The following is a 24516-nucleotide window of genomic DNA, read 5'->3' as shown; positions in this document are numbered from 1 at the left end:
CCCCTGCTTCCCCTGCTTCCCCTGCTTCCCCTGCTTCCCCTGCTTCCCCTGCTGACCCAAACTATGGAATATTTTTTTAATTGGAAGTCCCTAATGGGTTGGCAATTTTTGTTGTTTTAATGGGATAGAAATCACAAATTTTGCACCCAGATCAGGCTCAGAAATACATTTTAAACTACCACTATGTTTTTCTGTAACAATTTGGTAACTAATAGATAAACCTAAACCTGTACCTTTACCCACTGGTTTGGTTGTGAAAAAAGGTTCAAATAAACGCTTTTGGATATTGTCTGGAATACCTGTACCATTATCTTTGATCGTAATAACTACTTGTTGATCACTGGTAATTTGTGTATGAATCTGAATTTCTGGGTTTGTAATTTTTTTGCCTTTCACAATTGCTTCTTCTAAAGCATCAATACCATTAGCCAGAATATTCATAAATACCTGATTGAGTTGTCCAGGATAGCACTCTACTAGAGGTAATTGAGCGTATTTTTTAATCACCTCAATTGCTAGGCGGTCTGATGTTGCTTTGAGACGATTTTGTAAAATCATCAGTGTACTATCAATTCCTTCATGGATGTTCACAGCTTTCATTTCTGCTTCATCTAAGCGAGAAAAGTTTCGCAAAGATAAAACTATGTCTTTTATACGTACTGAACCTACTTCCATTGAATTTAATAATTTAGGCAAATCGGCTAAGACAAAATTTAAGTCAATGTTTTTTATTTCCTTGTCAATTTCTGGACTTGGTTGGGGATAATTTTGTTGATAAAGTTTAATGAGTCTAATTAAATCCTGAATGTATTGATTAGCTGGCTCAAGATTACCGTAGATAAAATTAATAGGATTATTGATTTCATGGGCTATACCTGCTACTAATTGACCCAAGCTTGACATTTTTTCACTCTGCACTAATTGCGCCGCTAGTTGCTGGGCTTCTTGACGTAATTGAGCTTCAGATTGTCGCAATATTTCTTCAGCTTGTTTGCGTTGGGTGATGTCATGAACAATAACAACATATTCGTGGAAATTTTGGTGGTGCGTGCGGTCAGAGATAGAAACTTCTAAAGTTATAGTTTTAGTGTTTTGAATTAGTGTATGTTCACTGCGTTTTTCCCATGTTTCCGGATATTCGCTTAATGTCGGCAGAAATTTATTTAAGTGTTTTCCTAATAATGCTGATGGTGTGACAGCAAAGAAGAATTCACTGGCTGGGTTTATTTGTTGAATAATCCCTTGTTCATCTAATACTAAAATGCCATCTTGGGCAACCATAAATAGGTGTTCTGCTTCTTCTCTTGCTTCTTCTAGGGCAACTACTTGAGGTAAACTTGTCCAACAAGCAATGGCAACTCCCACAAATGAAATTGTGATCAATAATATTACAACCAAATTTTTAGCAGTAGTAATAAATCCTACCTTCAATAACCAAACGAATAAGCAACCTATTAAAAAAGCACCACAAAGTAGAAATATTAATATTCCCACTTGGATGGCTAGGGAGTCTTTAAACAAGTTGCGCCGTTGCGCTTGATAAAGTTTTATCCACCAATGAGGACGAAAAATAGGAATGTTAATATAACGTACTAATCCATCAATTATTAATACGAAAAAGGGAGCTAATAATCCGGCGAGGAAATCTTGCCAACCCCAAGTATAGGCAGTCACTGATAAAATTACCGCTTCTAAAATGAAAATGCCTAAAGACAGTTTTGGAAACAAAATATCTGCTTGATTTCGCTTTCGCCACAATCCCAAATGCATGAGCATAAAAGCTACAAACCAGGCGACATTACCGACAATGACAATTCGAGATATATCACCCCAAATTAAATACAATAGGCAGATACATAAACTTAACCCCAGTGATGATCCAAATACTCCACGAGATGAAACTAAAGAAAATACTGGTGCTAAGTGTTTATCTATAGCTAACTGGTAGATAATGCGAGGGGAATTAGAAACTGTGGTCGCAGAACCTAATAAACAGCAACTAGCTAATAAAAAAGTGATGGTTGCCGGGGCAAAGTCTCCCCAAAATGATACAGATGCTACAGCCAAATTTAGATATGCGTTATCTCCTAAACCTTCAATGGTTGATAAACGCATAATTACCCAAGAACCACCTATAAAAATGGGAATCATCAACCAAGCAGCGATATCCAAAAACTTTAAAGTTTGTCTGGGATGACGACTGTCAGCTACAAATGAGGAAACAGTTTCACAACTGTAGGCTGTATAACTAATGAAAAAGAACCACTTAGCCCAATCTATAAAACTTAATGCTGTCCAAGTCTGAGGAAAAAAGTTAGGACTATTAGGGGCAAAGGCTAAAAAACCTAGTCCTTGAAAACAAAATAATAGAAGTAAAACTAAAGCTGGCAGTGAAAATATGAGATGTAAAATATTTAAAGCCCGACTACCACTAAAGGCAACAACAAAGGGTAGTACAGTAAAGCCGAGTTTGAGGATAACTTCTGGACAGGTAATACCTAATACATCGAGGTTAGCCCTAATAATATCTGTCAGGATGACAGAATTAAGTGGTATAACTGAAAGCCACGAAATCAGATATCCAATGGCAGCATAGCGGGCAATTATGGGGTAGCGTGGCCACAAACGAGTAATGTAGTTAGGAGTTCCCCCAGATACATCTAAGAGATTTCTACCTAGATGTTTAACTTGATAGTTGACTAGCATTCCCACAATTATGGCGGGTATCCAAACAAAAATAGCTGCGTTTCCCAGGTCTGCATGAACCGTTGCTGCTAATGTTGGCCAACTGAGATGGTTGGTGACACCAAAAGTCCATGTTTCCAGGGTACTCATACTTCTTGGTAAACTTTGGAATGCAGATTGTTGGGGAACTAGACTCTGGGGACGTAACATAAGTAGGTTGGCGTTAAAAATTGTCGTTGGGATAAGGCAGGGGGCAGGGAGCAGGGAGCAGGGGGAAAAAGGGTTTTAGCCTTGTTTACTTTTCTTTACACAGTTTGGTTTTATTCTGCCCACCTACTTAGATATCTATTTTGTTTGAGTGTTAAAAAAGTTGGGATCAAGAAAATTTAAAAACATGAACGGTAAATTAATTGTATTTGAAGGCGTGGAAGGTTGTGGTAAAACTACCCAGATGCAACTGTGTAGTAAATGGCTAGAAGGTTTAAGTGTATCAGTTTTACTGACTCGTGAACCGGGAGGAACGGAGTTAGGAAAGCATTTGCGACAGTTGTTGTTAGAAAAATCTGAGGATAAACCTGTTGGGGAATTAACAGAACTCTTATTATACGCAGCTGATAGAGCGCAACACATCGAACAGGAACTAAAACCAAATTTAGCAGCGGGAAAATATATTTTATGCGATCGCTATACTGACTCTACTGTTGCTTATCAAGGTTATGGTAGGGGTTTGAGTATGAGTTTAATTAATCAATTAAATCATATTGCTACTGGTGGTTTGGAAAGTGATGTAACTATCTGGTTAGATGTGGATGTGGAAGTGGGACTGTCTCGCAAACGTGGTCAAGCGACTTTAGATAGAATTGAACAGGAAACTATTGCTTTTCATCGTCGTGTACAACAAGGATATACAGAGTTAGCTGCAACTTATCCATCCAGAATTTTTCGGGTTGATGGAAGTTTGAGTCAGGAAGTTGTGCATAAAAATGTTCAAGAAGTTTTAATTTCTAGCATAATTGAACGCAGATAAACGCAGATAAACGCAGATGAAGAGGAATGAATTGATGATTTTCACAAATATTCTGAATCCTGACTCCTGATAAATCATGTTTGCAGAATTAATTGGACAAAAACACGCTATAGATTTATTGACTTCTTCTGTTCAACAAAACCGAGTTGCACCAGCTTATTTATTTGTTGGTGCTGATGGTGTGGGAAGAAGTTTAGCGGCAAAATGTTTTATTGAGTTATTGTTTTCTAGTTGTGTAAAACCTGAACAATTATCTATTTTAAAAAATCGCATTCGTCAAGGAAATCATCCTGCTTTATTGTGGGTAGAACCTACTTATCAGTATCAAGGACAAAGGTTAACAGCAGCAGAAGCAGCGGAGAAAGGAGTGAAACGCAAAGCACCTCCGGTTATTCGTTTAGAACAAGTTCGAGAAATTACTCAATTTTTATCTCGTCCACCATTGGAAGCACCGAGAAATATGGTAGTTTTAGAACAGGCAGAAACAATGGCAGAATCTGCTGCTAATGCTTTACTGAAAACTTTGGAAGAACCGGGACAAGCAACTTTAATTTTAATTGCACCTTCCCCTGAGTCTGTGTTACCAACTTTAGTTTCTCGTTGTCAAAAAATTCCTTTTTATCGACTAGATACAGCTTCAGTAGCTGAAGTTTTGACAAAAACAGGCAATGCAGAAATTTTGCAATATCCAGAAATTTTAAATTTAGCTGCTGGTAGTCCTGGGAGTGCAATTTCAGCTTACCAACAGTTACAAACAATTTCTAGTGATTTACTACAACAGGTAACAAAAATTCCGGTTTCTTATCGCAATGCTTTAGAATTAGGTCAGAAAATTGATAAGGAATTAGAGACAGAAAGTCAATTATGGTTAATTGATTATTTACAACAATATTACTGGCAGCAAGTACATAAACCAAGTATTATTGAACAATTAGAAAAAACTCGTAAAAATTTATTATCCTATGCTCAACCACGCTTGGTTTGGGAATGTACATTTTTATCAATGTTGCAAATATCCCAGTTGCGTTGATTGCTAAAAATAGCATTATAAATTATAATAAAATTGTAAATTTGTAATTTTAATCAATTTTTAATTGCTTATGTCTCCTTGGACTAGCCTTGTTACAGTGCTGTCACTCATTGTTTACTTTGTAGTGACAATTAACGTTGGTAGAGCCAGATTTAAATATAAAATTATTCCTCCTGAAACAACAGGAAACCCAGATTTTGAAAGAGTGTTGCGCGTTCAACAAAATACCTTAGAACAACTAATTTTATTTTTACCTGCTTTATGGTTGTTCTCTATTTATATTAGTCCAATTTGGGCTTCTGCTTTAGGTACAACATGGATCATAGGACGTATCTCTTATGCGTGGGGATATTATCAAGCAGCAGAAAAGCGGGGGATCGGTTTTGCTATTAGTTCTTTGAGCAGTATAGGACTAATTTTAGGTTCACTAATTGGAATTATTTTATCTTTAGTGAAACTTGCAGATATCTAGTACCAAAATTCAAAGTATTAGTTCAAAAATAATTATTACTGGGGTAGTCTTCACTTCCCCCAGAGAAAATAGGATTTTTACAAAATTTTCCTCCCAGTCAAAACTTCCCGCACTTCTAACATTGCAGAATAAGTAGGAAGAATATGCAAAGTCTCATTTGCTGGTGTATGTTCCAAAGCTGTGGTAATAGCTTTCCTTAAATCTTCCTCGACAATTAAATTAATCTTACTTTCAACAGACTTCTCACTATAACGCAATCTTAACGCCATATCATACACGCGATCGCCACTAACAACTAACGTTCCACCTCGTTCAACTAATTTCTCAGTATCTACATCCCAAATCCAGGATACATCAGTACCATCGGGAGTGCGGTCATTTAAAACCAACAAAGTAGTTTTATCATTACTTTGAGTGACAACGCGAATAGTTTCATTTGTTCCTACAGGATTTTTAGATAACAAAATCCTCACCCGTTTACCATCAATTACCAAATCTTCCGCACGACCAAAAGCAGCTTGGAAATTGTTAATTGTTTCCCTAATTGTGACTTCATCAACTCCTAATTCTTTCGCTGCGGTGGCTGCGGCTAAGGTATTATATTTATTGTATAAACCAACCAGAATTTGTGACCATTCACTACTTTCTAAACTGGGTTTACTTTTACTAAAACCGCAACTAGGACAAGTGAAATCTCCTAAATGGGAAAGATAAACTCCTTGATAATCTAGAGGATGTCCACATCTGGGACAATAAATAGAATCTACCGCGTGAGGAATTGCTTCTAAATAATGTTGTGGTTCATTTAAACCAAAAAACAACACCTTTTGATATAATTGCTGACCTAAATAAGATAAAGTCGGATCATCAGCATTGGGAATAACTACAGTTTCTTCTGGTAAAGTCGAAATAACCTTTGTCCATCTTTTACTGATAGTGTCAACTTCCCCATATCTGTCGAGTTGGTCACGGAACAAATTTAAACAGAGAATAATTCTTGGTTGTAGAGGTTTTAAAACTTTAGGAACAATATTTTCATCAACTTCTAAAATCGCGTAGTCAACATTTAAAGAACCCAATAAACTGGTATTTTCTATTAAAGCTGTTGCTAAACCATTTTCCAGATTTGCACCAGTAGAATTATGGGCAATTTTGTAACCTTTGTGTTCTAAAATAGTGCATAATAACAGGGCTGTTGTGGTTTTTCCATTCGTTCCCGCAATCAAAATTACCCCGTTTTTAACTTGCTGACTCAATAATTGCAAAAGTTTGGGTTCAATGCGTCGCGCAATAGAACCTGGTAATACACTAGCAGCACCAAGACGGAGAGAACGTACCAAAAATGTGACACTTTTAGCAATGGATACAGCTAAACCCAGTCGGACTCTATCTATAAGTTGAATTTTCTTACCCACAGCAGTTGTTAACTAATAGTCTTTAATTACAAAATTAATCTTGCCAGTTTAACTAATCTTGGCCAAAAATACCAGTCATTTATAGCTATCAGCAGTCAGCTATCAGCAGTCAGCTATCAGCAGTCGGCTTTGTAAAACTCTGATTTGATCACATTAGTATGAGAAGAGGTTAAATTATATAATGAACCGCAAAGAACGCAAAGGACACAAAGGAAAGAGGGTTTCAGAGGTATTTTGCGTCAGTAGCAAAGAATTTCCAATCTTCAACTTGCTCATCAGGAGCAGACTACTACAAGTTATGGTAAAAAAATAGCGCCCAGATGTAATTATATATCTAGGCAAAAGTGTTGAATAAGGTTTCTGTTGATGAATAGCATAAAGTGGCTTTTTTTACAAACTAAAATAATTGCTAACTGGCGACATTTAATGTCAAAATGCCTATTATTGCTGCTTTGCCTATTCATTATAGGTATACAACCAGCTTTTGCGGGTATGAAGGATGACAGATACGAAGGTAATATTTTCGTGGTTTTTGCTGGTAACGGTTCTCTAGTTCCTTCCAAACAAACCTTAGCTCAGACTTTAGCAGAACATAAACCCGCAATGCTGGCATTTTATGTAGATGATAGCAGCGATTGTAAGCAGTATGCGGTGTTTATTTCCCAAACTCAAGCATTTTATGGACGCGCTGCGGAAATTATCCCTATCAGTGTTGATACTATTCCCCTCAAGGAAAGTTATGACCCCACAGAACCAGGATATTACTATACAGGGAGTGTACCGCAAGTAGTTCTCTTTGACCAGTCGGGAAAAGTCATCTTGAATAAAAAGGGTCAAGTACCTTTTGAAGAGATAGACGACAAATTTAGAGAAGTGTTTAATTTGTTACCCCGTGACCAGTCAATTGAGTTCAAGCAACGTTCATTTAATGAATATAGCAGTGAGTTAAGTCAGTAGAAATTTTTAAACACAAGACACACAAGACCTAACTTATCTGCAAGTCCGCACCAGCGGACTTATTTTCTATCTTCATTATTTCCTATCTTCAGCTTAAATATTTTCGTTTGTTCTGATACTGCATTTTTATTGCTGTCAAGAGATAATAGTTAAATGACAAATGACTAATGACAAATGACTAATGACCAATAACTAATAACTAATTAGGTTTGTTCTGATGTCCAAAGTTTATACTACCCAGGAACTCATCCAAATTTTAGCAGCCGAAAGGCAAGCTTGCTTGAAAGGAGAACGCCTAAAATTAGAGGTGACGGTTTCAGGCAATCCTGTTATAGATCAGTTTATCACAACCGAAGGGCTACAAAAATTCACAGCCTATCAAGATTTTAAAGCCTCTATTCATGAATATCAAAGAGAACATCAAGTTTCTGGTATTCTTTGGAAAGATTTAACTGTTAAAGGTAAAACCTTGCATTATCCAGAAGTGGACGCGCAGTTAATAGCGTTAAATAGTGATTTGGAAATATTGAAAGCAGCTAAAATTTCTATATGGAAATTTTGGCAAGAAATTACAGCCGAAATGGAATTATATTTAAGTATTAGTAATGGCAAACAACACGAAAAAATCAACAAATTAGATGTAGAAAGAATTTACCAAAGAACAGAATGGGCAAGTTTGATCAAATGGGAAAATACAAACTTTTTAGAAGTAATTTTGCAAATGGGTTGGGGAAAACCAGAAGAAGCTGCTTATAAAAGAGGAAGACCACATTCCGGTAGTGAATTTATTCATGCAGTCAACCCTGGTAATTATCCTATTGGTTGATGTCATCTTTTTCCTCTGACAAAGAGGAGTCTTTTAATCTTGAATTAATTATCAATTGTCAATTGTCAATTGTCAATGCTTAGATCCTACCCATTGGGTGACTTGAGACATTCCCTTCCAACCTAAAAACTTACCAATAGGTTCTGCACGTTGAATAGAAATGCGGGTGAAATTTCCCCCCACTTTTTCATACCATTGAAATAACGTTTGTTCACCTTCCAAAGTCACAACATTAGCAACTATTCTTCCCCCAGAACGCAATGCATTCCAACAAATCTCAAAAAGTCCTGGTGCTGTCACACCACCACCGATAAAAATAGCATCAGGAGTCGGTAAATTTTGAATAACGTCCGGTGCTTTCCCGGCTATAATTTGTAAATTTGGCGTACCTAAAGCGGTTGCATTATCAGCAATATAATTTAGTCTAGTGGCATTTTGTTCAATTGCGATCGCCCGACATCTAAAATTACTCCGCATCCATTCAATAGAAATAGAACCACAACCAGCCCCAATATCCCAAAGTAACTCTCCCGGTAAAGGTGCTAAACTTGATAAAGTCATCGCCCTCACTTCGCGTTTCGTCAACTGTCCATCATGGTGAAAAGCGTTATCAGGTAAACCGGGAAATCTTGATAAAGGAACTATTCCCACATCAGCAATACATTCCACTGCAATAGTATTTAAAGCTGCAATATCTGTTTCATCCCAACTAGCAGCAACACCTGTTAAAATGCGTTCATGAATACCACCCATTTTTTCTAAAACAGTAATTTTACTATCACCATAACCCCGGTTTGTCAGAATTTCTGCCACTATTCCTGGTGTATTTTTTCCCTCACTCAAAATTAATAACTTCGCCCCAGGATAAATGTAAGATTGTAATAAAGAAGCAGGACGACCACATAAACTTAAACATTCAATTTCCGTAAAATTCCATCCCAACCGAGAACAAGCCAAACTAAAAGCCGAAAAAGAGGGAATAATAGTAATTTCCGAAATAGGAATATATTTGAGAATAGTTGCACCCACACCATAACACATAGGGTCGCCACTAGCTAAAATGCAAATTGACTCACCGCGACGTTTAATAATTTCTGCTATGGAATCCTGAAACGGAGACTTCCAAATCATCTTTTCCCTAGAATCATTTGCAGACAACATCGCTAAATGACGTTCCCCACCTATGATAATATGAGCTTGGTCAAAGAGAGAACGAGCCATCAAACTCAATCCCTCAATTCCATCCTCACCTATACCCACAATAGACAACCATTTTTTATCCAAAAACCCCTCCCTCTGCGTCTTTGCGCCTCTGCGTGAGATAATTCTTAATTATTCCTAATTTTATGAACCAAACCATTACCCAAGTAGATGCATTTACCAACATACCATTTAAAGGAAATCCTGCGGCGGTATGCGTACTAAAAACTCCCCAACCAGACGACTGGATGCAAAAAGTTGCCCAGGAAATGAACTTATCAGAAACAGCTTTTTTAATCAAACAAAACGACATATTTAACTTACGTTGGTTTACTCCCACCGTAGAAGTTCCCCTTTGTGGTCACGCCACTTTAGCCAGCGCCCATGTATTATGGTCACAAGGACATTTATCACCCGATGAAGAAGCAAAATTTTCTACAAAAAGCGGGTTATTAACTGCTAAATTAGAAGGTGATTGGATAGAGTTAAATTTTCCCGTCAATCATTCCCAAGCAATTGCCACACCAGCAGCATTAAATGATATTTTAGGAGTAGAATGTCAGGCGGTTTATTTAAACTCACTAGGTTATTTAGTAGAAATAGAATCTGAAGATTTGGTGCGAGAAATGCAGCCGAATTTTCAAGAAATGAAAAATCTACCTATTAATAATGTGATTGTCACCAGTATTTCTACAACCGGATATGATTTTGTATCTCGCTTTTTTGCACCAGGTTTAGGAATTGATGAAGACCCGGTAACTGGTGCAGCACATTGTTGTTTAGCACCTTTTTGGCGAAATAAGTTAAATAAAGATGAATTTTTAGCTTATCAGGCTTCTCATCGGGGTGGTACGGTTAAGGTAAGGTATCATGGTGATGAGCGTGTTTTTTTATCAGGTCAAGCTGTCACTGTGATGCGCGGTGAGTTAATTACAAGTTGATTTTTTTTCACGCAATTTTTTCTTGACTCCTATTCCCTGTTCCCTGTTCCCTACCTATATGAGTTTAATATTAAATGCTGACTGGCCAATTGAAAGTTTACCCGGATTAAATACCACAGAACAAAGCCAATTATTAGATTTTGGTATTAGTACAACTGGGGCATTATTTAAACACGGAAAAACGCCAGAAACAAGGTTAGCTTTGGCGAGTAAATTGCAGGTACATCTTCAGTATGTGAATAAATGGATAGCTTTGGCAGATTTGGCACGTATTCCTAGTGTGGGTACACAATATTGTGGTTTATTACTTCATGCAGGTGTGATTTCTGTGGCACAATTAGCGCAAATTCCTACTCACAGATTACATCAACAAATTATGCGTTTGCAGGTAGCAACTTTGCAGCGACGTGATTTATGTCCTGCTATAGAATTGGTAAAACAGTGGAGTCATCAAGCGCAAAATCTGGCTAGGGTTGATTAAGTTTCTGTTTTTACGTTCTGCACTACAACCTGATAAGTTAAATCTATTAATATACTATTGCCATTTAAGCTCATCCATATTAACTTTATTATGTGTTTAGCAATGCTAAACCCTATTTTTCATAAAAAAACACCATACTTTGTTACCAGGTGCAAAGGTAATAACAAGGTAATAACTATGTTGAAAAATCTGTATCGGCTCAATCAAACCTCTACCGTTGTTTTTATTGATTCCGTTGTTACCGACTACCAAAATCTACAGACAGGTGTTATTAAAAGTGTAGAAACAGTTACTTTTTCCCAAAATAAAGCCAGAATTAAGAAAATTACCGAATTTTTACAAGATAATCCCCAAATAACCACTATTAACATCGTTTCTTACGGTTCTCCGGGAGGTTTGTATTTAGAAAATGGTCAACTGAATTTAGACAATATCAGTAAATATGCTGAATTTTTGCAGCTTTGGCAAAGTAAAAGTATCTTACTTTATGGTTGTAACGTTGCTGCGGGAGATGCTGGAGAAGAGTTTAGTCGCAAGTTACACGAGATTACCAACGCAACCATTAGCGCGACCGCAACAAAAACGGGAAATTGGGAATTAGAGGTGACATCCCCCGTACCTGTCCCTAACCCTCTCCTTGTAGGAGAGGGAACAATTCCCCGTTCCGTGCTTATGTAGCAGATTCGTCTAAAGGACTGCAAATAATCAATATTTTTAAAATTACCAAACTAACCCATTAATTATCAAATAACATCCTGTAAATCTTTAAATCCTGGACATCCTGATTCAGTCTTTAACAGGACTTACGCAAAACAGAACCAATGTAGGGGTAATTCATGAATTACCCCTACGAAAGAATAAGTTTTCCAGCACATTTCGCGTAAGTCCTATTTAATTGAGGGTGTACTTTCTGCGCTAACTGACTCTACGGTTAAGGTCGCGCAAAAAGAGAAGGAAGACTGTTGACACCGAGTTTTGGATGTGTTAAGCTGAAGTAGATAAGGAAGAACTATCTTCTACAAAAAAATTGAGAACTCGAAAAAAATCGCTGAATTATTGGTAAGGTTGGACTTACCGTGAGCAAACCCAACCTGACATCTGATGTGAATTTAAATCTATTTTGGTGCTAATTTCTTGTTTAGCTAAAACTTGTAAGTACACACAAAAATAAGGCTTCAGTCCACTCGACAACAGCCCCATAGGTATCTCCTGTATGTCCACCTAATTTATGATTAAACCACGCTGGTGTTAAAGTAGCGATCGCACTTCCAGCTATCACCATCCCCACAGATAACACTAAATCTTGAGGATTGATTAACCATATCACACCACTCAAACCCAGTAGTAAAAATAAACTTGGCAATAAATCTCCCACAGAACGAATAGCTTGTTTATGCAATGCACCTTTACCTGTAGGTTTAAGGTAAGAATATCGACAAATAGCCACCTGTTGTCCCCAACGTCCCCACCCACAAGCAGCTATTAATACCAAATAGCGGTTTTCTGGTATATCTGTTAAAGCAGTAATTTTTAATATTACTATAGCGATCGCACTCATTGCCCCAAACGCACCCGTAGCACTATCAGCCATCACCTGTAACCTGCGTTCTGGGTTTGTCACCGCTAAACCATCAGCAGTATCCATTGCTCCATCTAAATGTAGCCCTCCAGTCAGAAAAATCCAAATAATTACTACTAAGGCACTCCGAGTTAATACTGGTATTTTTAGGTAACTTAAGGTTAGATCAGATAAACCTAAAATCCCACCAATTATCAATCCCACAAGTGGGACAAAACAAGCAACTCTCTCAAATGCCAAGTTTTTGATATAGGGTAGAGGAATGACAGTATAGAAGATGATAGTTGCCACCAAATCTAACAGCTGCTGTTTGCACCACTGCAACATTTGAGTCATGTTACTTAAAAGTATAATTACGATAAAAATTTTATGTTAAAGACATAATACTTACAGTCTTAATATTCAGGCTTTTTCCAGCTTTATGTAAAACTTCAGCCATAATTAGAGACTTACGCTACAAAGTTTGTTATGCTAATTTAGTTAGTAAACAAAAAAAGAATGTCAAAGTTAATACAAGCTGATCGTTGGCAACAAAAGCACAAATTGATTATGGGTAGATTCAGATGCTCTGCCTTTATTGATCTCAACTAACAGTTGACTGCGGAATTATTGGACGATCACCCTACAAAGTTGATATTTTGGAAATGTAGGGGTCAAAAAGCTAGGCAATTGATTTTTTAGCTGTGTTGTCACTCACCTTCCCTAAATAGCTATTTTTCTATGAGTCATCATCTACCCGACACCAAAATACCTGCGCCATGTATTGTTAACACTGGCATTATAGTCAATAAACTCGACATTAGGCGATTGCTCACAGACTTAGGTCGAGTCCACTACATCTATACCCAAGACAACAAGCTACTGAGCGAAGGCGATGGGGATGTAATGGAAGTATTCACTCATGATCAAAGGTCTACAATCGTTGCTAATAATGCCTTGTATCTAAATATTAATAGTTTTGACTACTTGGAATTAAAACAATCAACGGAAAAAGAAACACACTTTGATTTAATCCAAGAAAATATATGTTTGCGCTTAATTCCCCTGTCTACACCTTTGCAAGAACGATGCGATCGCCACTTTAACTTCACTACCATCGAAGCGATGATGGATCAAGTCCTATCAGCACGATGGGATGCAGAAATTGATGATGACTGTTCTGATTGCTTTTAAGAAATAGTACCGAGTACCGAGTGCTGAGTCCTGAGTAGGAATTTTAGTAGGTTTAGGAGAAAGAAGTAGTTTTTCTCCCAATGCCCAATGCCCAATGCCCAATGCCCAATGCCCAATGCCCAATGCCAAATTTTTCTTTTGAACTTCTAGCTACCTGTAGTCAAACAAAAGCTAGAGTCGGTGTATTTTCCACTCCTCACGGACCTGTAGAAACCCCCAGATTTATGCCTGTGGGAACACTGGCAAATGTGAAAACTATCACCCCTGCTCAACTCAAGGATACTGGGGCGCAAATGGTTTTATCTAATACCTATCATTTGCATCTCCAACCAGGAGAAGCAATTGTCGCAGGTGGAGGAGGTTTACACAAATTTATGGGCTGGAACGGTCCCATGCTCACAGATTCCGGTGGGTTTCAGGTTTTTAGCCTCAGCGAAATGCGGAAAATTACAGAAGAAGGTGTAACTTTTCGCTCACCTCATGACGGGCAAATTATTAAATTAACTCCAGAACGCTCCATAGAAATTCAAAATATTTTAGGGGCAGATGTGATCATGGCTTTTGATGAATGTCCCCCCTACCCTGCTACCCGTCAAGAGGTGGAAGCAGCCACAGACCGCACCTACCGCTGGCTAGAACGTTGTATAGTGGCACATCAACGCAGTGATCAAGCATTATTTCCCATTGTTCAAGGTGGTGTGTATTTAGATTTACGCGCCCGTGCTGCCCAAGCTTTAGCCAAATTAGATATGCCAGGATACGCCATTGGTGGAGTGAGCGTAGGTGAACCACCGGAATTAATGGCAGAAATAGTGAAAACCACAGCCCCATTGTTACCACACAATAAACCCCGTTATTTAATGGGTGTGGGTACTTATCGAGAAATGGCTATTGCGATCGCCTCTGGTATAGATTTATTTGATTGCGTCATCCCCACCAGATGGGCGCGACATGGAACAGCGATCGTATCGGGTGAAAGATGGAACTTAAAAAATGCTAAGTTTCGTGAAGATTTTACACCCTTAGATGAAACTTGCCCTTGTTATGCTTGTCAAAATTTCACTCGTGCTTATATATCTCATTTAGTGCGATCGCAAGAAATTTTAGCCTATACCTTATTAAGTATTCACAACATCACCGAATTGATCCGCTTTACTCAAAAGATTAGAGAATCAATATTGAGCGATCGCTTTGTTACAGACTTCGGCCACTGGCTCAAAGAAGAAGAGGTGACAGGTGACAGGTGACAGTCAAGAAAGCAGGGGAGGCAGGGATGATGGGGTGATGGGGTGATAAATTCAGTCAAAAGTCATGCATTCAAAATTCAAAAACTCTGTTCCCTATTCCCTGTTCCCTGTTCCCTATTCCCTATTCCCTTCTTTCCCAATTACCAAACCATGTTAAGATACTTCTCAATTATGAAAGATGTGTTGGATTAGTTGGATTTAAACAAACATGGAAGCCGCACTATTATTAGCAAAACTGCCTGAAGCTTACCAAATCTTCGACCCCTTGGTAGATGTACTCCCAGTAATTCCTGTTTTCTTCTTGTTGCTTGCTTTCGTTTGGCAAGCAGCTGTTGGTTTCAGATAAATTAATCTATCTTCAATTTTCTGGACAGGTAAAATACACCTGTCCTATTTTTTGTTATGTCATCTTCTTGAAACTTCGTATTTCTTAATATTTTGCAATAAATTATCTATAATTTAAGTAAAATATTGTAACTAGCTTGACCAAAAATCAGCAAAAGCCACACTTATCACTCAGAGAGGAATCAACTATGGGAAACATTAAATTTGTCCAAGAAAATAAAGAAGTAGTGGCGGCAGATGGTGCCAATCTCCGACTCAAAGCAATGGAGAATGGAATTGATATCTATAAATTCTGGGGAAAAATGACAAACTGCGGTGGTTATGGACAATGTGCCACTTGCATTGTCGAAGTAGTCGAAGGACTAGAAAACCTCTCACCCCGCACCGATGTAGAAAAGCGGAAATTTAAAAACAAACCAGATAACTATCGTCTTGCTTGCCAAACCCAAGTTAATGGACCAGTCAGCATCGTTACCAAACCTTAATTGACCAATGCCGAAATATTGTCATACCGTTTCTTTATAAGGCTGTGTTAAGAGTATCAACCCGTGGGTCAATCCCAAATCCAAAATCTAAAATCCAAAATCGGGGATAACTCTGTCATCTATGGTGCTATTCTAAAATTGTTGACTGAAAATCAATTTAAAGAGAGGCTATCTTGCCATGCAAGTTAATGACCTGGGGTTTGTAGCAAGCATTTTGTTTGTGCTTGTTCCTGCTGTTTTTTTAATAATTCTTTACATCCAAACCGCCAGCCGCGAAGGTGGAAACAACTAATAGTTTGGAGATAAAATAAAAAACCTCTGCACCATTGGTGGAGAGGATTTTTATTCTGGAGAAGGCAAAAGGCAGTAGAGTAGCGAATAGTGAGTTAAGAGTTGAGGAAGTAGTGAATTTTGAATTTGTTCTTCCCCCTACATCGCACACCCTACACCCTATTTAAGCAACAGTTCGCGCTAATAATACTGGGCAAGTTGCATTAACTCGCACATAATCAGATAAGGAAGCACCAATTAATCGGTCTAAATCAACAAAGCTCTTAGCAATAGAGGGGCGACGGTCTGGAGAACCCAGTAGTAATAAGTCTATATTCAGTTCTTCAGCCACACGACAAATTTCTTCACCAGGTTTACCACTACTGGTTACACAACGCACGGGAACACCTTGTTTTTCAGCCTCTGCAACAGCTTTTCCCAACACCGAATCTCTTTCTGGTTTGATATCAGTGATTCCTGATAATTTGCCACCCAAATCTGTATTGACATTAGCCAGAATTAACTGACCATTTGTAACATTTCTCAGCAAAAATAAACTCAACTTCAAGCAATTTTGAGAAGCGTCAGAATTATCAAATGCTACCATTACACGCTTAATTCTTTTGACATAAATGTCATCTTTAACCAGCAACATGGGACGAGAAGATAGCTGGAAAACATACTGACTTACAGAATTACCTAAAATTGATTGTAAACGCTTCAACCCTCTTGAACCCATAATAATCAAGTCTGCTTCTATTTCGTCAGCTACTTGACAAACCACATCTTTGGGATCACCTTGTCTCAAAATAGAAGAAACCTGGCTAGGGTCTAAATTTAAAGACTGAATCGCATTAGCCAGAATTTTACCACCTTCTTCCCATTTATCCGTCATTGCAGTTGCAGTGCTTTGTGCTGGTACAACGTGCAGAACTGTAACTCTTGCAGATTGGATAGAAGGCAGTTCTTTCAATGTCTTCATCATTTCTTCTGCGTGTCCTAGTCCAGAGACAGCCAGCAAAATTTTTTGTATCATCTTCCGTAATTATTGTTAAGGTTTCTTTGGGTTTCGCTGCTAGTACCGAGCATCAGAACTGATGTTCTCAACTTCGCTCAACAACCTAGTTAGTAAATAAGCACAAATCAACTTGAGTTATTAGTTATTGTTCACTAGTTATCAGTCTTTAGTCATTACAACCAAAACTCTCCAATGAGCAAAAAACTAATAAAGTTTTAAGTTAGTTTGCGGTTAGTTACTTAAAATTGCAACTAGGTTTTCAATAGATTCAGCATACTCTCAATTTAGCCTAATAAACTTTACGAAATATGATGTTATTTATGATTTTTCATCTATATTCATCTTTGTTAATTAGAATTAGTTAATTTTTATGAACATTTTTGTGACAACAAGTAAGGATTTTATCAGTTATTCAATCACTACACTCTTCTTGTATAAAAATCGTTATTTTTCGTCAGCATTGAGATGAAAGCAAACTCTTAGAGGTTATTGATCAAGAAAAAATAAAATTACTGCGGAATGTGGGCTAAAAATCCGGGTTTAGGAATTAATAAGCGTTGCCAAGCAAGGGAATGAAACCCAAGATTAGCAATGATTTTCAAGTGTTGGGTTATAAAGAAATCGAGTAAACCAAAACCACTGAAATCAAGTATCGAAGCTTGGTGAAGATACTTTATTGTGCTTTAGACAGTGGATGTAGGTAAGCGGCTTGCTCCTCTAGGGTCAGTCATGATAGATTAAATTTAACAGGAACGGTAATCAACCTGTATAAAAACCTAACTACCTAACGGCAATCTGTACCTTGGCAACTAAATCTATGGGGTTCTACTTCGTAGTTATAGTATTACCTGGAAGTAGGTAAAAGATTTACAGGTACTAGACGACACAGAATTGTACGGGCGTATGGCAATACGCCCCTAGCAAACAAAATTTGCTCTTATGCAACTACCTCCGGGCAGGGGGAAAGTAACGCTTGGGGAGAGAACCACCTCTGGTTTAGACACCGCAAGGGATCTAATCTAAGTGGACTCGTTGAACCAAGAATCTGCGCTCCTTTAGGACGCAGAGTGTCAAGCTGTCGCTAACCCAACCTACCACTAATTTTTTACAGCAGCTAACAAACCATTATGTTTCAGCAAAGCTGTGGTACTCGGTTCACGACCCCGGAAGGCTTGAAAAACTTCCATTGGGTGCATACTACCGCCGAGTGCTAACACTGTATCTCGGTAGCGTCTACCAGTATCGTGAATTGCTTCTTCATCTTCTAGTCCAGCCTCTTCAAAAGCAGCAAAAGCATCAGCACTGAGAACTTCTGCCCACTTATAACTGTAATAACCGGCGGCATAACCTCCTTCAAAAATGTGACCAAATGCACATAAAAAACCATCTTCAGGTAGTGGTGGTAAAACAGTAGTGGTTTTGGCAATGCGTTGACGCACATCTATGGGAGTTTCAGTCCCACCAGGTCGATAACGGTAGTGTAGTTCCAAGTCCACGCTGCTGAGGTGAATTTGCCGCAACATTGCTGAACCACTCATGTAATTACGTGATGCTAACAGCTTTTGATAATAATGTTCTGGTAGAGGTTCACCTGTTTCGTAGTGTTTAGCCATACCAAACAAAGTGGGGCGGTCATAACACCAGTTCTCCATGAATTGGCTAGGTAATTCCACGGCATCCCATTCTACATTATTAATACCTGCTGCCCCAGTGTAGTCTACCTTAGTGAGCATATGGTGTAAACCATGTCCAAACTCATGGAACAATGTTTCCACTTCATCAAAAGTCATTAAACTGGGCTTATCGTCAACTGGGGGAGTTTGGTTACAAATCAAATAAGCTACAGGTAAGCGGATGTTGGTGATACCGCGTTCTGTGATTTTGCGACGATGAATACAAGCATCCATCCAAGCACCACCACGTTTTTCCGCCGGACGGCTGTAAGGATCTAGATAAAAGTAGGCGATCGCATTACCATATTTATCGGAGATTTGAAAATAGCGTACATCCTCATGCCAAACAGGAGCTTGACCATCAGCCGGTGTCACAGTCACACCAAAGAGCCGTTTAATTAGCCCAAATAAACCGTCTAGCACCTGGGGAAGAGGGAAATAAGGACGTAATTCCTCTTCCGTAAAAGCAAATTTTTCTTCTCTTTGACGTTCAGCCCAAAAGCTGATATCCCAATGTTGTAAATTATCTGCTTCTGCTGCTCCTTGAGATTTAGCAAAATCTTTAAGTGCTTCTAAATCTTTAACAGCCGCATCATAACTAGCTTGGCGTAGTTCTTCCAACAGCTTTTCCACTGCGGGAACATTCTTCGCCATCTTACTAGCCAAACTCAGTTCAGCATAATTTTCAAAGCCCAGTAACTCTGACAATTCTTGCCGCAACTCTAAAATACGTTCAATCAAAGGATTATTATCCAATTCCCCAAAGGAAGCACGGCTAATATAAGCTTTGTAAAGCTGTTCGCGCAAATCCCGCCGGGTACTGTGCTGCATGAATGGGAAATAACTGGGAAAATCCAAAGTAATATGCCAAGGACCCTTTTCGGGTGTAGCATATTCTTCGCCAGCGATGCGAGCAGCTTGAGCCGCGAGACTCAGTAAACTACTGGGTAAACCCTCAATTTCTGCTTTGGTGGTGAGAATTAAACTAAAAGCTGTAGTTGCATCCAAAAGATGGTTAGAAAACTCAGTGGCTAATTCGGCTAACTGCATTTGAATAGCATTAAAACGCTCTCTGGCTTCTCCTTCTAAGCCCACACCAGACAATTTTGCATCTCGAATAGCTGCTTCCACAATGCGCTTTTGGGCTGATTCTAAAGTTTCCCAAGTATCGCTGGCACGAAGTGCTTTAAATGCCTTATATAAAGGTTTGCTTTGTCCAAGGGTATTAATAAACTGTATTACTTGTGGCTGAACCTTTTGATAGGCTATCCGTAGCTCTGGGCTATTTTTAACACCCATTAAATGGTTGAGGATACCCCAACTCCAGTACAATCTTTCTGTCAACTTTTCTAGAGGTTCTACTAAACCATTCCAGGTAGGTTGGACATTAGCTTCTAAAATTTTTAGCTGCTCATCCAAGTCGCCTAAAAGATGCCTGAAGGCAGGTTCTACTTGTTCAGGTGTAATCTCTGCAAATGGAGGTAAACCATAGCCTTGGACTAGGGGATTTTGCGAAATAGTAGCAGTTGCACTCATGGTTTTGTGTTAGTAGCCGATCAATATGCGGAACAATGATTTTTATTTATATAACTAATAATGTACCGCTTCTAGTGAATTTAACCTTGCTAGAATGGCAGTCTTATTAAGTCTTAAGAAATCATTAAAATCAGCCATAAAGCAGAAGTCAGAATTTTGTAGTTATAGGTAATATATCACCTGCAATTTTGTAGGTTTTACAGGGATAATCAAGGATAATGAGTGTTTTAGTATTTACAGTGTCATGAAAATACTGCTTTCTCTTTTGTTTGCACCCGTAGTCGTATTTTTAACTAATACAGAGGTACTGGCGGCGATTAGAACCAAAAATATCGAGTATAAACAAGGCAGCACAGTTTTAGAAGGTTATCTTGCTTATGATGATGCGATCAAAGGCAAGCGTCCTGGTGTATTAGTAGTTCATGAATGGAATGGTTTACAGTCCTATGCGAAAAAACGGACTGAACAGTTAGCTAAACTGGGTTATGTGGCTTTTGCCGCTGATATTTATGGCAAAGGGGTCAGACCCAAAAATTCCCAAGAATCAGGAGCGCAAGCCAAAATATATCGTGATAATAGAAAATTATTGCGCGATCGCGTCAATGCTGGGTTACAAGTTTTACAAAAAAATCCATTGACTGATCCTAAACGCATTGCTGCCATTGGTTACTGCTTTGGTGGTGGTACAGTTTTAGAGTTAGCCCGTAGTGGCGCAAATATTGCTGGTGTAGTCAGCTTTCACGGCAACCTCGACACCCCTAACCCCGAAGATGCCAAAAACATCAAAGCTAAAGTGTTAGTTTTACATGGAGCAGATGATCCTTTTGTCCCACAGGAGCAACTTCAAGGTTTTGAAAACGAAATGCGCCAAGCCAATGTAGACTGGCAATTAATTTCCTATGGTGGTGTGGTTCATGCCTTCACCAACCCAGTTTATAAAGGAGAGATAAAAGGCGCACTTTATAACAAAAACGCAGATCAGCGTTCTTGGCAAGCTATGCGACAATTTTTTGCAGAAATATTTCGCTAAGGAAATAGGGGTAGGGGGAAAAGGCAAATATCCCAAAACCTCTTCTCTGTTCCCCGTTCACCGTTAAGAGTTCCCTGGTGATAACGACAATTTTTAACGCCCACTTACTTAACAGAAAACCACTTATTGAAAATTCATAAAAGGATAAAAAATGTACAAGAATTTATCTGACTGTGAAAAAGTATTAATCAGCAATCTTGAAGTTCGGCAATATTTAGTAAAAATGTCAGAAATTGTGAGAAACTATTTCCCTGAAAATACAAGTACAGCGGAAATATGGTGTAATCAAATGTTTGAAGGATTTAAAATATTTGTCCCTAATGCCGAAGAATTTATAGATTGTATGTTCAAGGTATGTTTTTGGCAACAATCATCGGAAGAGGGGACTTTTAGTTCTAGCGCCCCCTATAAGTTGGATCACGTCGAATTTCATTCTCTGTTGGATGAAGAAAATCCAGTCGATGTCTATTTCAGTTATTGTGGAAATTGGGCTTACAGCGGCTGGGCAACGGAATATAAAATAGCTCCTGAACAAGTCAAAGATGTTTGTTTAGAGCTTTTTACGTTGTTTCAAGATTTAACAATTTCTGTATAGTCAAAAATATATTTTTGGCATCTTATTTTCTTCATTTATTTAATAGCAGGTTCGGCGTTTTTTATGAAAATGTTTGGCATTGGATTGATTTACAAAGTCAAAACATAGCATTATTCACTCGACTTTGGATGGACTCCACCCTCAAGTGGATACTAAAAACTCTCTTAAATCCTCTTAACTTTGTGTCCTACCCTGCGGGAAGCCGCGTCTATGCGTTCTTTGCGGTTGATTCATATCAAGCCTTGGATCAATTGCCAGATTTACAATTATTGATGGTTTTCTTCTTTCTTGCTGACTGCTGACGGCTGAATGCTTACTTAAATCTTTATTAGAAAAAATGGATCAATTTTTTACAGAACATAAAAAATTAGTCAAGGGAGTTACGGAAATTGAGGAAATCGAGCCATGTTAAAAATTTTTGCAGACAGAGGCGGCACATTTACAGATATAGTTGCTGTCACCAATAATCAGACAATAATCAACAGACTCTCACAAAATCCACAACGTTTTTTAATTGTAAATCTTCCTAACCAGGAATGGGTAATAGTCTATAAATTACTGTCAGAAAATCCTGAGCAATATGAAGATGCAGTTATCCAGGGAATTCGGGATATTATCGGAATTTCTGCTAATGAAACTATTCCCTATCAAAATATAGAAGTAGTGAAAATGGGAACAACAGTAGCTACCAATGCGCTGTTAGAAAGACATGGAGATAGAGTAGTTTTGTTAATTACCAAAGGCTTTAAAGATGCCTTAAGAATTGGTTATCAAAACCGCCCTAATATCTTTGCCCGTCAGATTATTTTACCTACTATGCTTTATGAACAGGTAATAGAAGTAGAGGAAAGATTTGATGCTTATGGTAATGAATTAATTCCTGTAAATATTGCAGAGGTAAGACAGGATTTAAGAACAGTTTATGAAACTGGGATTAGAAGTTGTGCCATTGTATTTATGCACAGCGATCGCTATCCGCACCATGAACAACAAATATCCCAAATTGCCCAGGAAATCGGCTTTACCCAAATCTCTGTATCTCATCAAGTAAGCCCATTAATGAAATTAGTTAGTAGAGGAGATACAACTGTCGTTGATGCTTATTTAACTCCTATACTTCGTCGTTATGTCAACCAAGTAGCTAGTCACTTACCCAACGTCAAATTAATGTTTATGAAATCCGATGGAGGGTTAACCGACGCAGAAAAATTTCAAGGGAAAGATAGTATTTTAAGTGGTCCTGCTGGTGGTATTGTTGGTGCAGTGCAAACTAGCAAAAGAGCAGGTTTTGATTTAGTTATTACCTTTGATATGGGAGGAACAAGTACAGATGTTGCTCACTTCAAAGGAGAATATGAAAGACAATTAGATTCAGAAATTGCAGGTGCGCGGATGCGAGTTCCCGTATTAGCAATTAACACCATCGCTGCGGGTGGTGGTTCAATTTTATATTTTGATGGTTCTAGTTATCGTGTTGGGCCAGAGTCTGCTGGATCAAATCCTGGACCTGCTTCTTATCGTCGTGGTGGACCATTAACAGTCACAGATGCTAACGTCATGTTAGGCAAAATTCAACCCCAATATTTCCCCGCAGTTTTTGGTCATGAAGGTAATTTACCTTTAGATCAAGAAATAGTAATTGAGAAATTTACCCAATTAGCTGAAAATATCGCATCTGTCACCGTAAATTATCGTCCTCCCGAACAAGTAGCATCGGGTTTTATCGCTATTGCTGTCGAAAATATGGCCAATGCTATTAAAAAAATCAGTCTTCAACGTGGTTATGATGTCACTCAATATGTACTGTGTTGTTTTGGTGGTGCAGGTGGACAAGTTGCTTGTTTAATTGCCGATACTTTAGGCATGAAAAAGATATTTTTACACCCTTTCGCTGGTGTACTTTCAGCTTATGGAATGGGTTTAGCGGATGTCAGAGCTACCAGAGTTACAGGAGTAGAACAGCCTTTAAATCAATCATTAATACCTGAATTACAGCAATTAATGGCATCTTTAGAAATTCAAGCACGTAACGAGTTAAATCATGAAGAAAGCACTTTAGCAGTGGAAGTAATTAAAAAAGTTAATTTGAAATATGAAGGAAATAACTCAATTTTAACAGTTGACTTTTTTACAGATATAGCAGAAATGAAAAGACAGTTTGAAACCGAACATAAATTAAGGTATGGTTTCATGCAAACAGAAAAACTCTTAATTATCGAATCTATTTCTGTAGAAGTCATTCAAAAAATGGACACACCAGCAGAACCTGTAATAATTCGTCAAAGAAATTTACAAGAAAAACCAGAACCTGTAGAAATAGTCCAGATGTTTACTGCCGAAAAATGGCACAATACACCAGTTTATAGAAGAGAAGATTTACAACCTGGGGATAGTATCAACGGTGCAGCAATTATTGTTGAGAAAATCAGCACTATTGTAGTTGAACCCAACTGGCAAGCAAAATTAACTGAACGTAATCATTTAATTTTAGAACGTCTTGTTTAGTTTTAAATATGTTTAAAATATAGCAA

At 38.1% G+C, this 24516-nt stretch carries 23 protein-coding genes; 17 read left to right on the top strand and 6 right to left on the bottom strand.

The genetic code is table 11. From position 1 onward, the window contains the following. Window positions 1-90 precede the first annotated feature (90 nt). On the bottom strand, window positions 91-2895 hold the full coding sequence (locus A0J48_RS07465) for an ATP-binding protein (RefSeq protein WP_234300777.1): 2805 nt from the start codon (window positions 2893-2895) through the stop codon (window positions 91-93). 184 nt (window positions 2896-3079) lie between these two features. On the opposite strand from A0J48_RS07465, the gene tmk reads away from it, so the two are divergent. From tmk to A0J48_RS07450, 3 genes are all read left to right on the top strand, one after another. Next, window positions 3080-3712: a dTMP kinase gene (tmk, locus tag A0J48_RS07460; protein ID WP_200321774.1), complete on the top strand. Its 633-nt coding sequence runs from the start codon at window positions 3080-3082 to the stop codon at window positions 3710-3712. Between the two features lie 76 nt (window positions 3713-3788). Beyond that, window positions 3789-4742, top strand: a complete 954-nt coding sequence (locus A0J48_RS07455; RefSeq protein ID WP_200321773.1) for a DNA polymerase III subunit delta' — start codon at window positions 3789-3791, stop codon at window positions 4740-4742. A gap of 70 nt (window positions 4743-4812) precedes the next feature. After that, entirely contained in the window at window positions 4813-5214 is a 402-nt protein-coding gene (locus A0J48_RS07450; protein WP_200321772.1) for an MAPEG family protein, read from the top strand. A 77-nt stretch (window positions 5215-5291) separates the two neighbouring features. On the opposite strand, the gene A0J48_RS07445 is transcribed toward A0J48_RS07450, so the two are convergent. Further along, window positions 5292-6629: a MurT ligase domain-containing protein gene (locus A0J48_RS07445; protein ID WP_200321771.1), complete on the bottom strand. Its 1338-nt coding sequence runs from the start codon at window positions 6627-6629 to the stop codon at window positions 5292-5294. Between the two features lie 366 nt (window positions 6630-6995). Between A0J48_RS07445 and A0J48_RS07440 the strand changes: the two genes are divergently transcribed. Next, window positions 6996-7586, top strand: a complete 591-nt coding sequence (locus A0J48_RS07440; RefSeq protein ID WP_200321769.1) for a thylakoid membrane photosystem I accumulation factor — start codon at window positions 6996-6998, stop codon at window positions 7584-7586. 217 nt (window positions 7587-7803) lie between these two features. After that, on the top strand, window positions 7804-8412 hold the full coding sequence (locus A0J48_RS07435) for a hypothetical protein (protein ID WP_200321767.1): 609 nt from the start codon (window positions 7804-7806) through the stop codon (window positions 8410-8412). Window positions 8413-8484: 72 nt separating this feature from the next. Here the strand turns inward: A0J48_RS07435 and cbiE are convergent, their stop codons facing one another. Beyond that, window positions 8485-9696 (bottom strand): precorrin-6y C5,15-methyltransferase (decarboxylating) subunit CbiE, encoded by a 1212-nt coding sequence (gene cbiE, locus A0J48_RS07430; RefSeq protein ID WP_200321765.1) that lies wholly within the window; start codon window positions 9694-9696, stop codon window positions 8485-8487. Between the two features lie 62 nt (window positions 9697-9758). Between cbiE and A0J48_RS07425 the strand changes: the two genes are divergently transcribed. The 3 genes from A0J48_RS07425 to A0J48_RS07415 all read left to right on the top strand — a co-directional run bounded on the left by A0J48_RS07425 (window position 9759) and on the right by A0J48_RS07415 (window position 11712). Next, entirely contained in the window at window positions 9759-10553 is a 795-nt protein-coding gene (locus tag A0J48_RS07425) for a PhzF family phenazine biosynthesis protein (protein WP_200321764.1), read from the top strand. A 58-nt stretch (window positions 10554-10611) separates the two neighbouring features. Further along, window positions 10612-11034: a DUF4332 domain-containing protein gene (locus A0J48_RS07420; RefSeq protein ID WP_200321763.1), complete on the top strand. Its 423-nt coding sequence runs from the start codon at window positions 10612-10614 to the stop codon at window positions 11032-11034. 177 nt (window positions 11035-11211) lie between these two features. Beyond that, on the top strand, window positions 11212-11712 hold the full coding sequence (locus A0J48_RS07415) for a DUF4347 domain-containing protein (protein WP_200321762.1): 501 nt from the start codon (window positions 11212-11214) through the stop codon (window positions 11710-11712). Window positions 11713-12172: 460 nt separating this feature from the next. Here the strand turns inward: A0J48_RS07415 and cobS are convergent, their stop codons facing one another. Then, on the bottom strand, window positions 12173-12940 hold the full coding sequence (gene cobS / locus A0J48_RS07410; RefSeq protein ID WP_411841120.1) for an adenosylcobinamide-GDP ribazoletransferase: 768 nt from the start codon (window positions 12938-12940) through the stop codon (window positions 12173-12175). 393 nt (window positions 12941-13333) lie between these two features. Here cobS and A0J48_RS07405 point away from each other — a divergent pair, with 393 nt between their 5' ends. The 5 genes from A0J48_RS07405 (at window position 13334) to psbM (ending at window position 16155) form a co-directional block, all read left to right on the top strand. Further along, complete coding sequence (locus tag A0J48_RS07405; protein WP_200321760.1) at window positions 13334-13786, top strand: hypothetical protein; 453 nt, start codon at window positions 13334-13336, stop codon at window positions 13784-13786. Window positions 13787-13908: 122 nt separating this feature from the next. Continuing rightward, window positions 13909-15033 (top strand): tRNA guanosine(34) transglycosylase Tgt, encoded by a 1125-nt coding sequence (gene tgt, locus A0J48_RS07400; RefSeq protein WP_200321758.1) that lies wholly within the window; start codon window positions 13909-13911, stop codon window positions 15031-15033. A 208-nt stretch (window positions 15034-15241) separates the two neighbouring features. Further along, window positions 15242-15379 carry a photosystem II reaction center protein K gene (locus tag A0J48_RS07395; protein WP_006195022.1) on the top strand — a complete coding sequence of 46 codons (138 nt, stop codon included), beginning with the start codon at window positions 15242-15244 and terminating at the stop codon, window positions 15377-15379. A 187-nt stretch (window positions 15380-15566) separates the two neighbouring features. Further along, window positions 15567-15863, top strand: coding sequence for a 2Fe-2S iron-sulfur cluster-binding protein (locus A0J48_RS07390; protein WP_200321756.1), 297 nt, complete (start codon window positions 15567-15569; stop codon window positions 15861-15863). Window positions 15864-16041: 178 nt separating this feature from the next. Then, window positions 16042-16155, top strand: coding sequence for a photosystem II reaction center protein PsbM (psbM, locus tag A0J48_RS07385; RefSeq protein ID WP_200321755.1), 114 nt, complete (start codon window positions 16042-16044; stop codon window positions 16153-16155). Window positions 16156-16317: 162 nt separating this feature from the next. On the opposite strand, the gene A0J48_RS07380 is transcribed toward psbM, so the two are convergent. Both A0J48_RS07380 and A0J48_RS07375 read right to left on the bottom strand, forming a co-directional pair. Further along, entirely contained in the window at window positions 16318-17169 is an 852-nt protein-coding gene (locus A0J48_RS07380) for a universal stress protein (protein ID WP_200321753.1), read from the bottom strand. A gap of 1079 nt (window positions 17170-18248) precedes the next feature. Continuing rightward, window positions 18249-20360, bottom strand: a complete 2112-nt coding sequence (locus A0J48_RS07375; RefSeq protein WP_200321751.1) for a M3 family metallopeptidase — start codon at window positions 20358-20360, stop codon at window positions 18249-18251. A gap of 244 nt (window positions 20361-20604) precedes the next feature. Here A0J48_RS07375 and A0J48_RS07370 point away from each other — a divergent pair, with 244 nt between their 5' ends. From A0J48_RS07370 to A0J48_RS07355, 4 genes are all read left to right on the top strand, one after another. Continuing rightward, window positions 20605-21390: a dienelactone hydrolase family protein gene (locus A0J48_RS07370; RefSeq protein ID WP_200321749.1), complete on the top strand. Its 786-nt coding sequence runs from the start codon at window positions 20605-20607 to the stop codon at window positions 21388-21390. Window positions 21391-21541: 151 nt separating this feature from the next. Further along, complete coding sequence (locus A0J48_RS07365; protein WP_200321747.1) at window positions 21542-21985, top strand: hypothetical protein; 444 nt, start codon at window positions 21542-21544, stop codon at window positions 21983-21985. A gap of 14 nt (window positions 21986-21999) precedes the next feature. Further along, window positions 22000-22287 carry a hypothetical protein gene (locus tag A0J48_RS07360; protein ID WP_200321745.1) on the top strand — a complete coding sequence of 96 codons (288 nt, stop codon included), beginning with the start codon at window positions 22000-22002 and terminating at the stop codon, window positions 22285-22287. Between the two features lie 103 nt (window positions 22288-22390). Next, window positions 22391-24490: a hydantoinase/oxoprolinase family protein gene (locus A0J48_RS07355; protein WP_200321743.1), complete on the top strand. Its 2100-nt coding sequence runs from the start codon at window positions 22391-22393 to the stop codon at window positions 24488-24490. The last annotated feature ends 26 nt before the right edge of the window (window positions 24491-24516 follow it).

It is taken from the genome of Sphaerospermopsis aphanizomenoides BCCUSP55, assembly GCF_001586785.1.
Classification (GTDB): domain Bacteria; phylum Cyanobacteriota; class Cyanobacteriia; order Cyanobacteriales; family Nostocaceae; genus Sphaerospermopsis_A; species Sphaerospermopsis_A aphanizomenoides_A.
The sequence above is the reverse complement of the archived record's forward strand: the minus strand, read 5'-3'. Positions and strand labels throughout refer to the sequence as shown.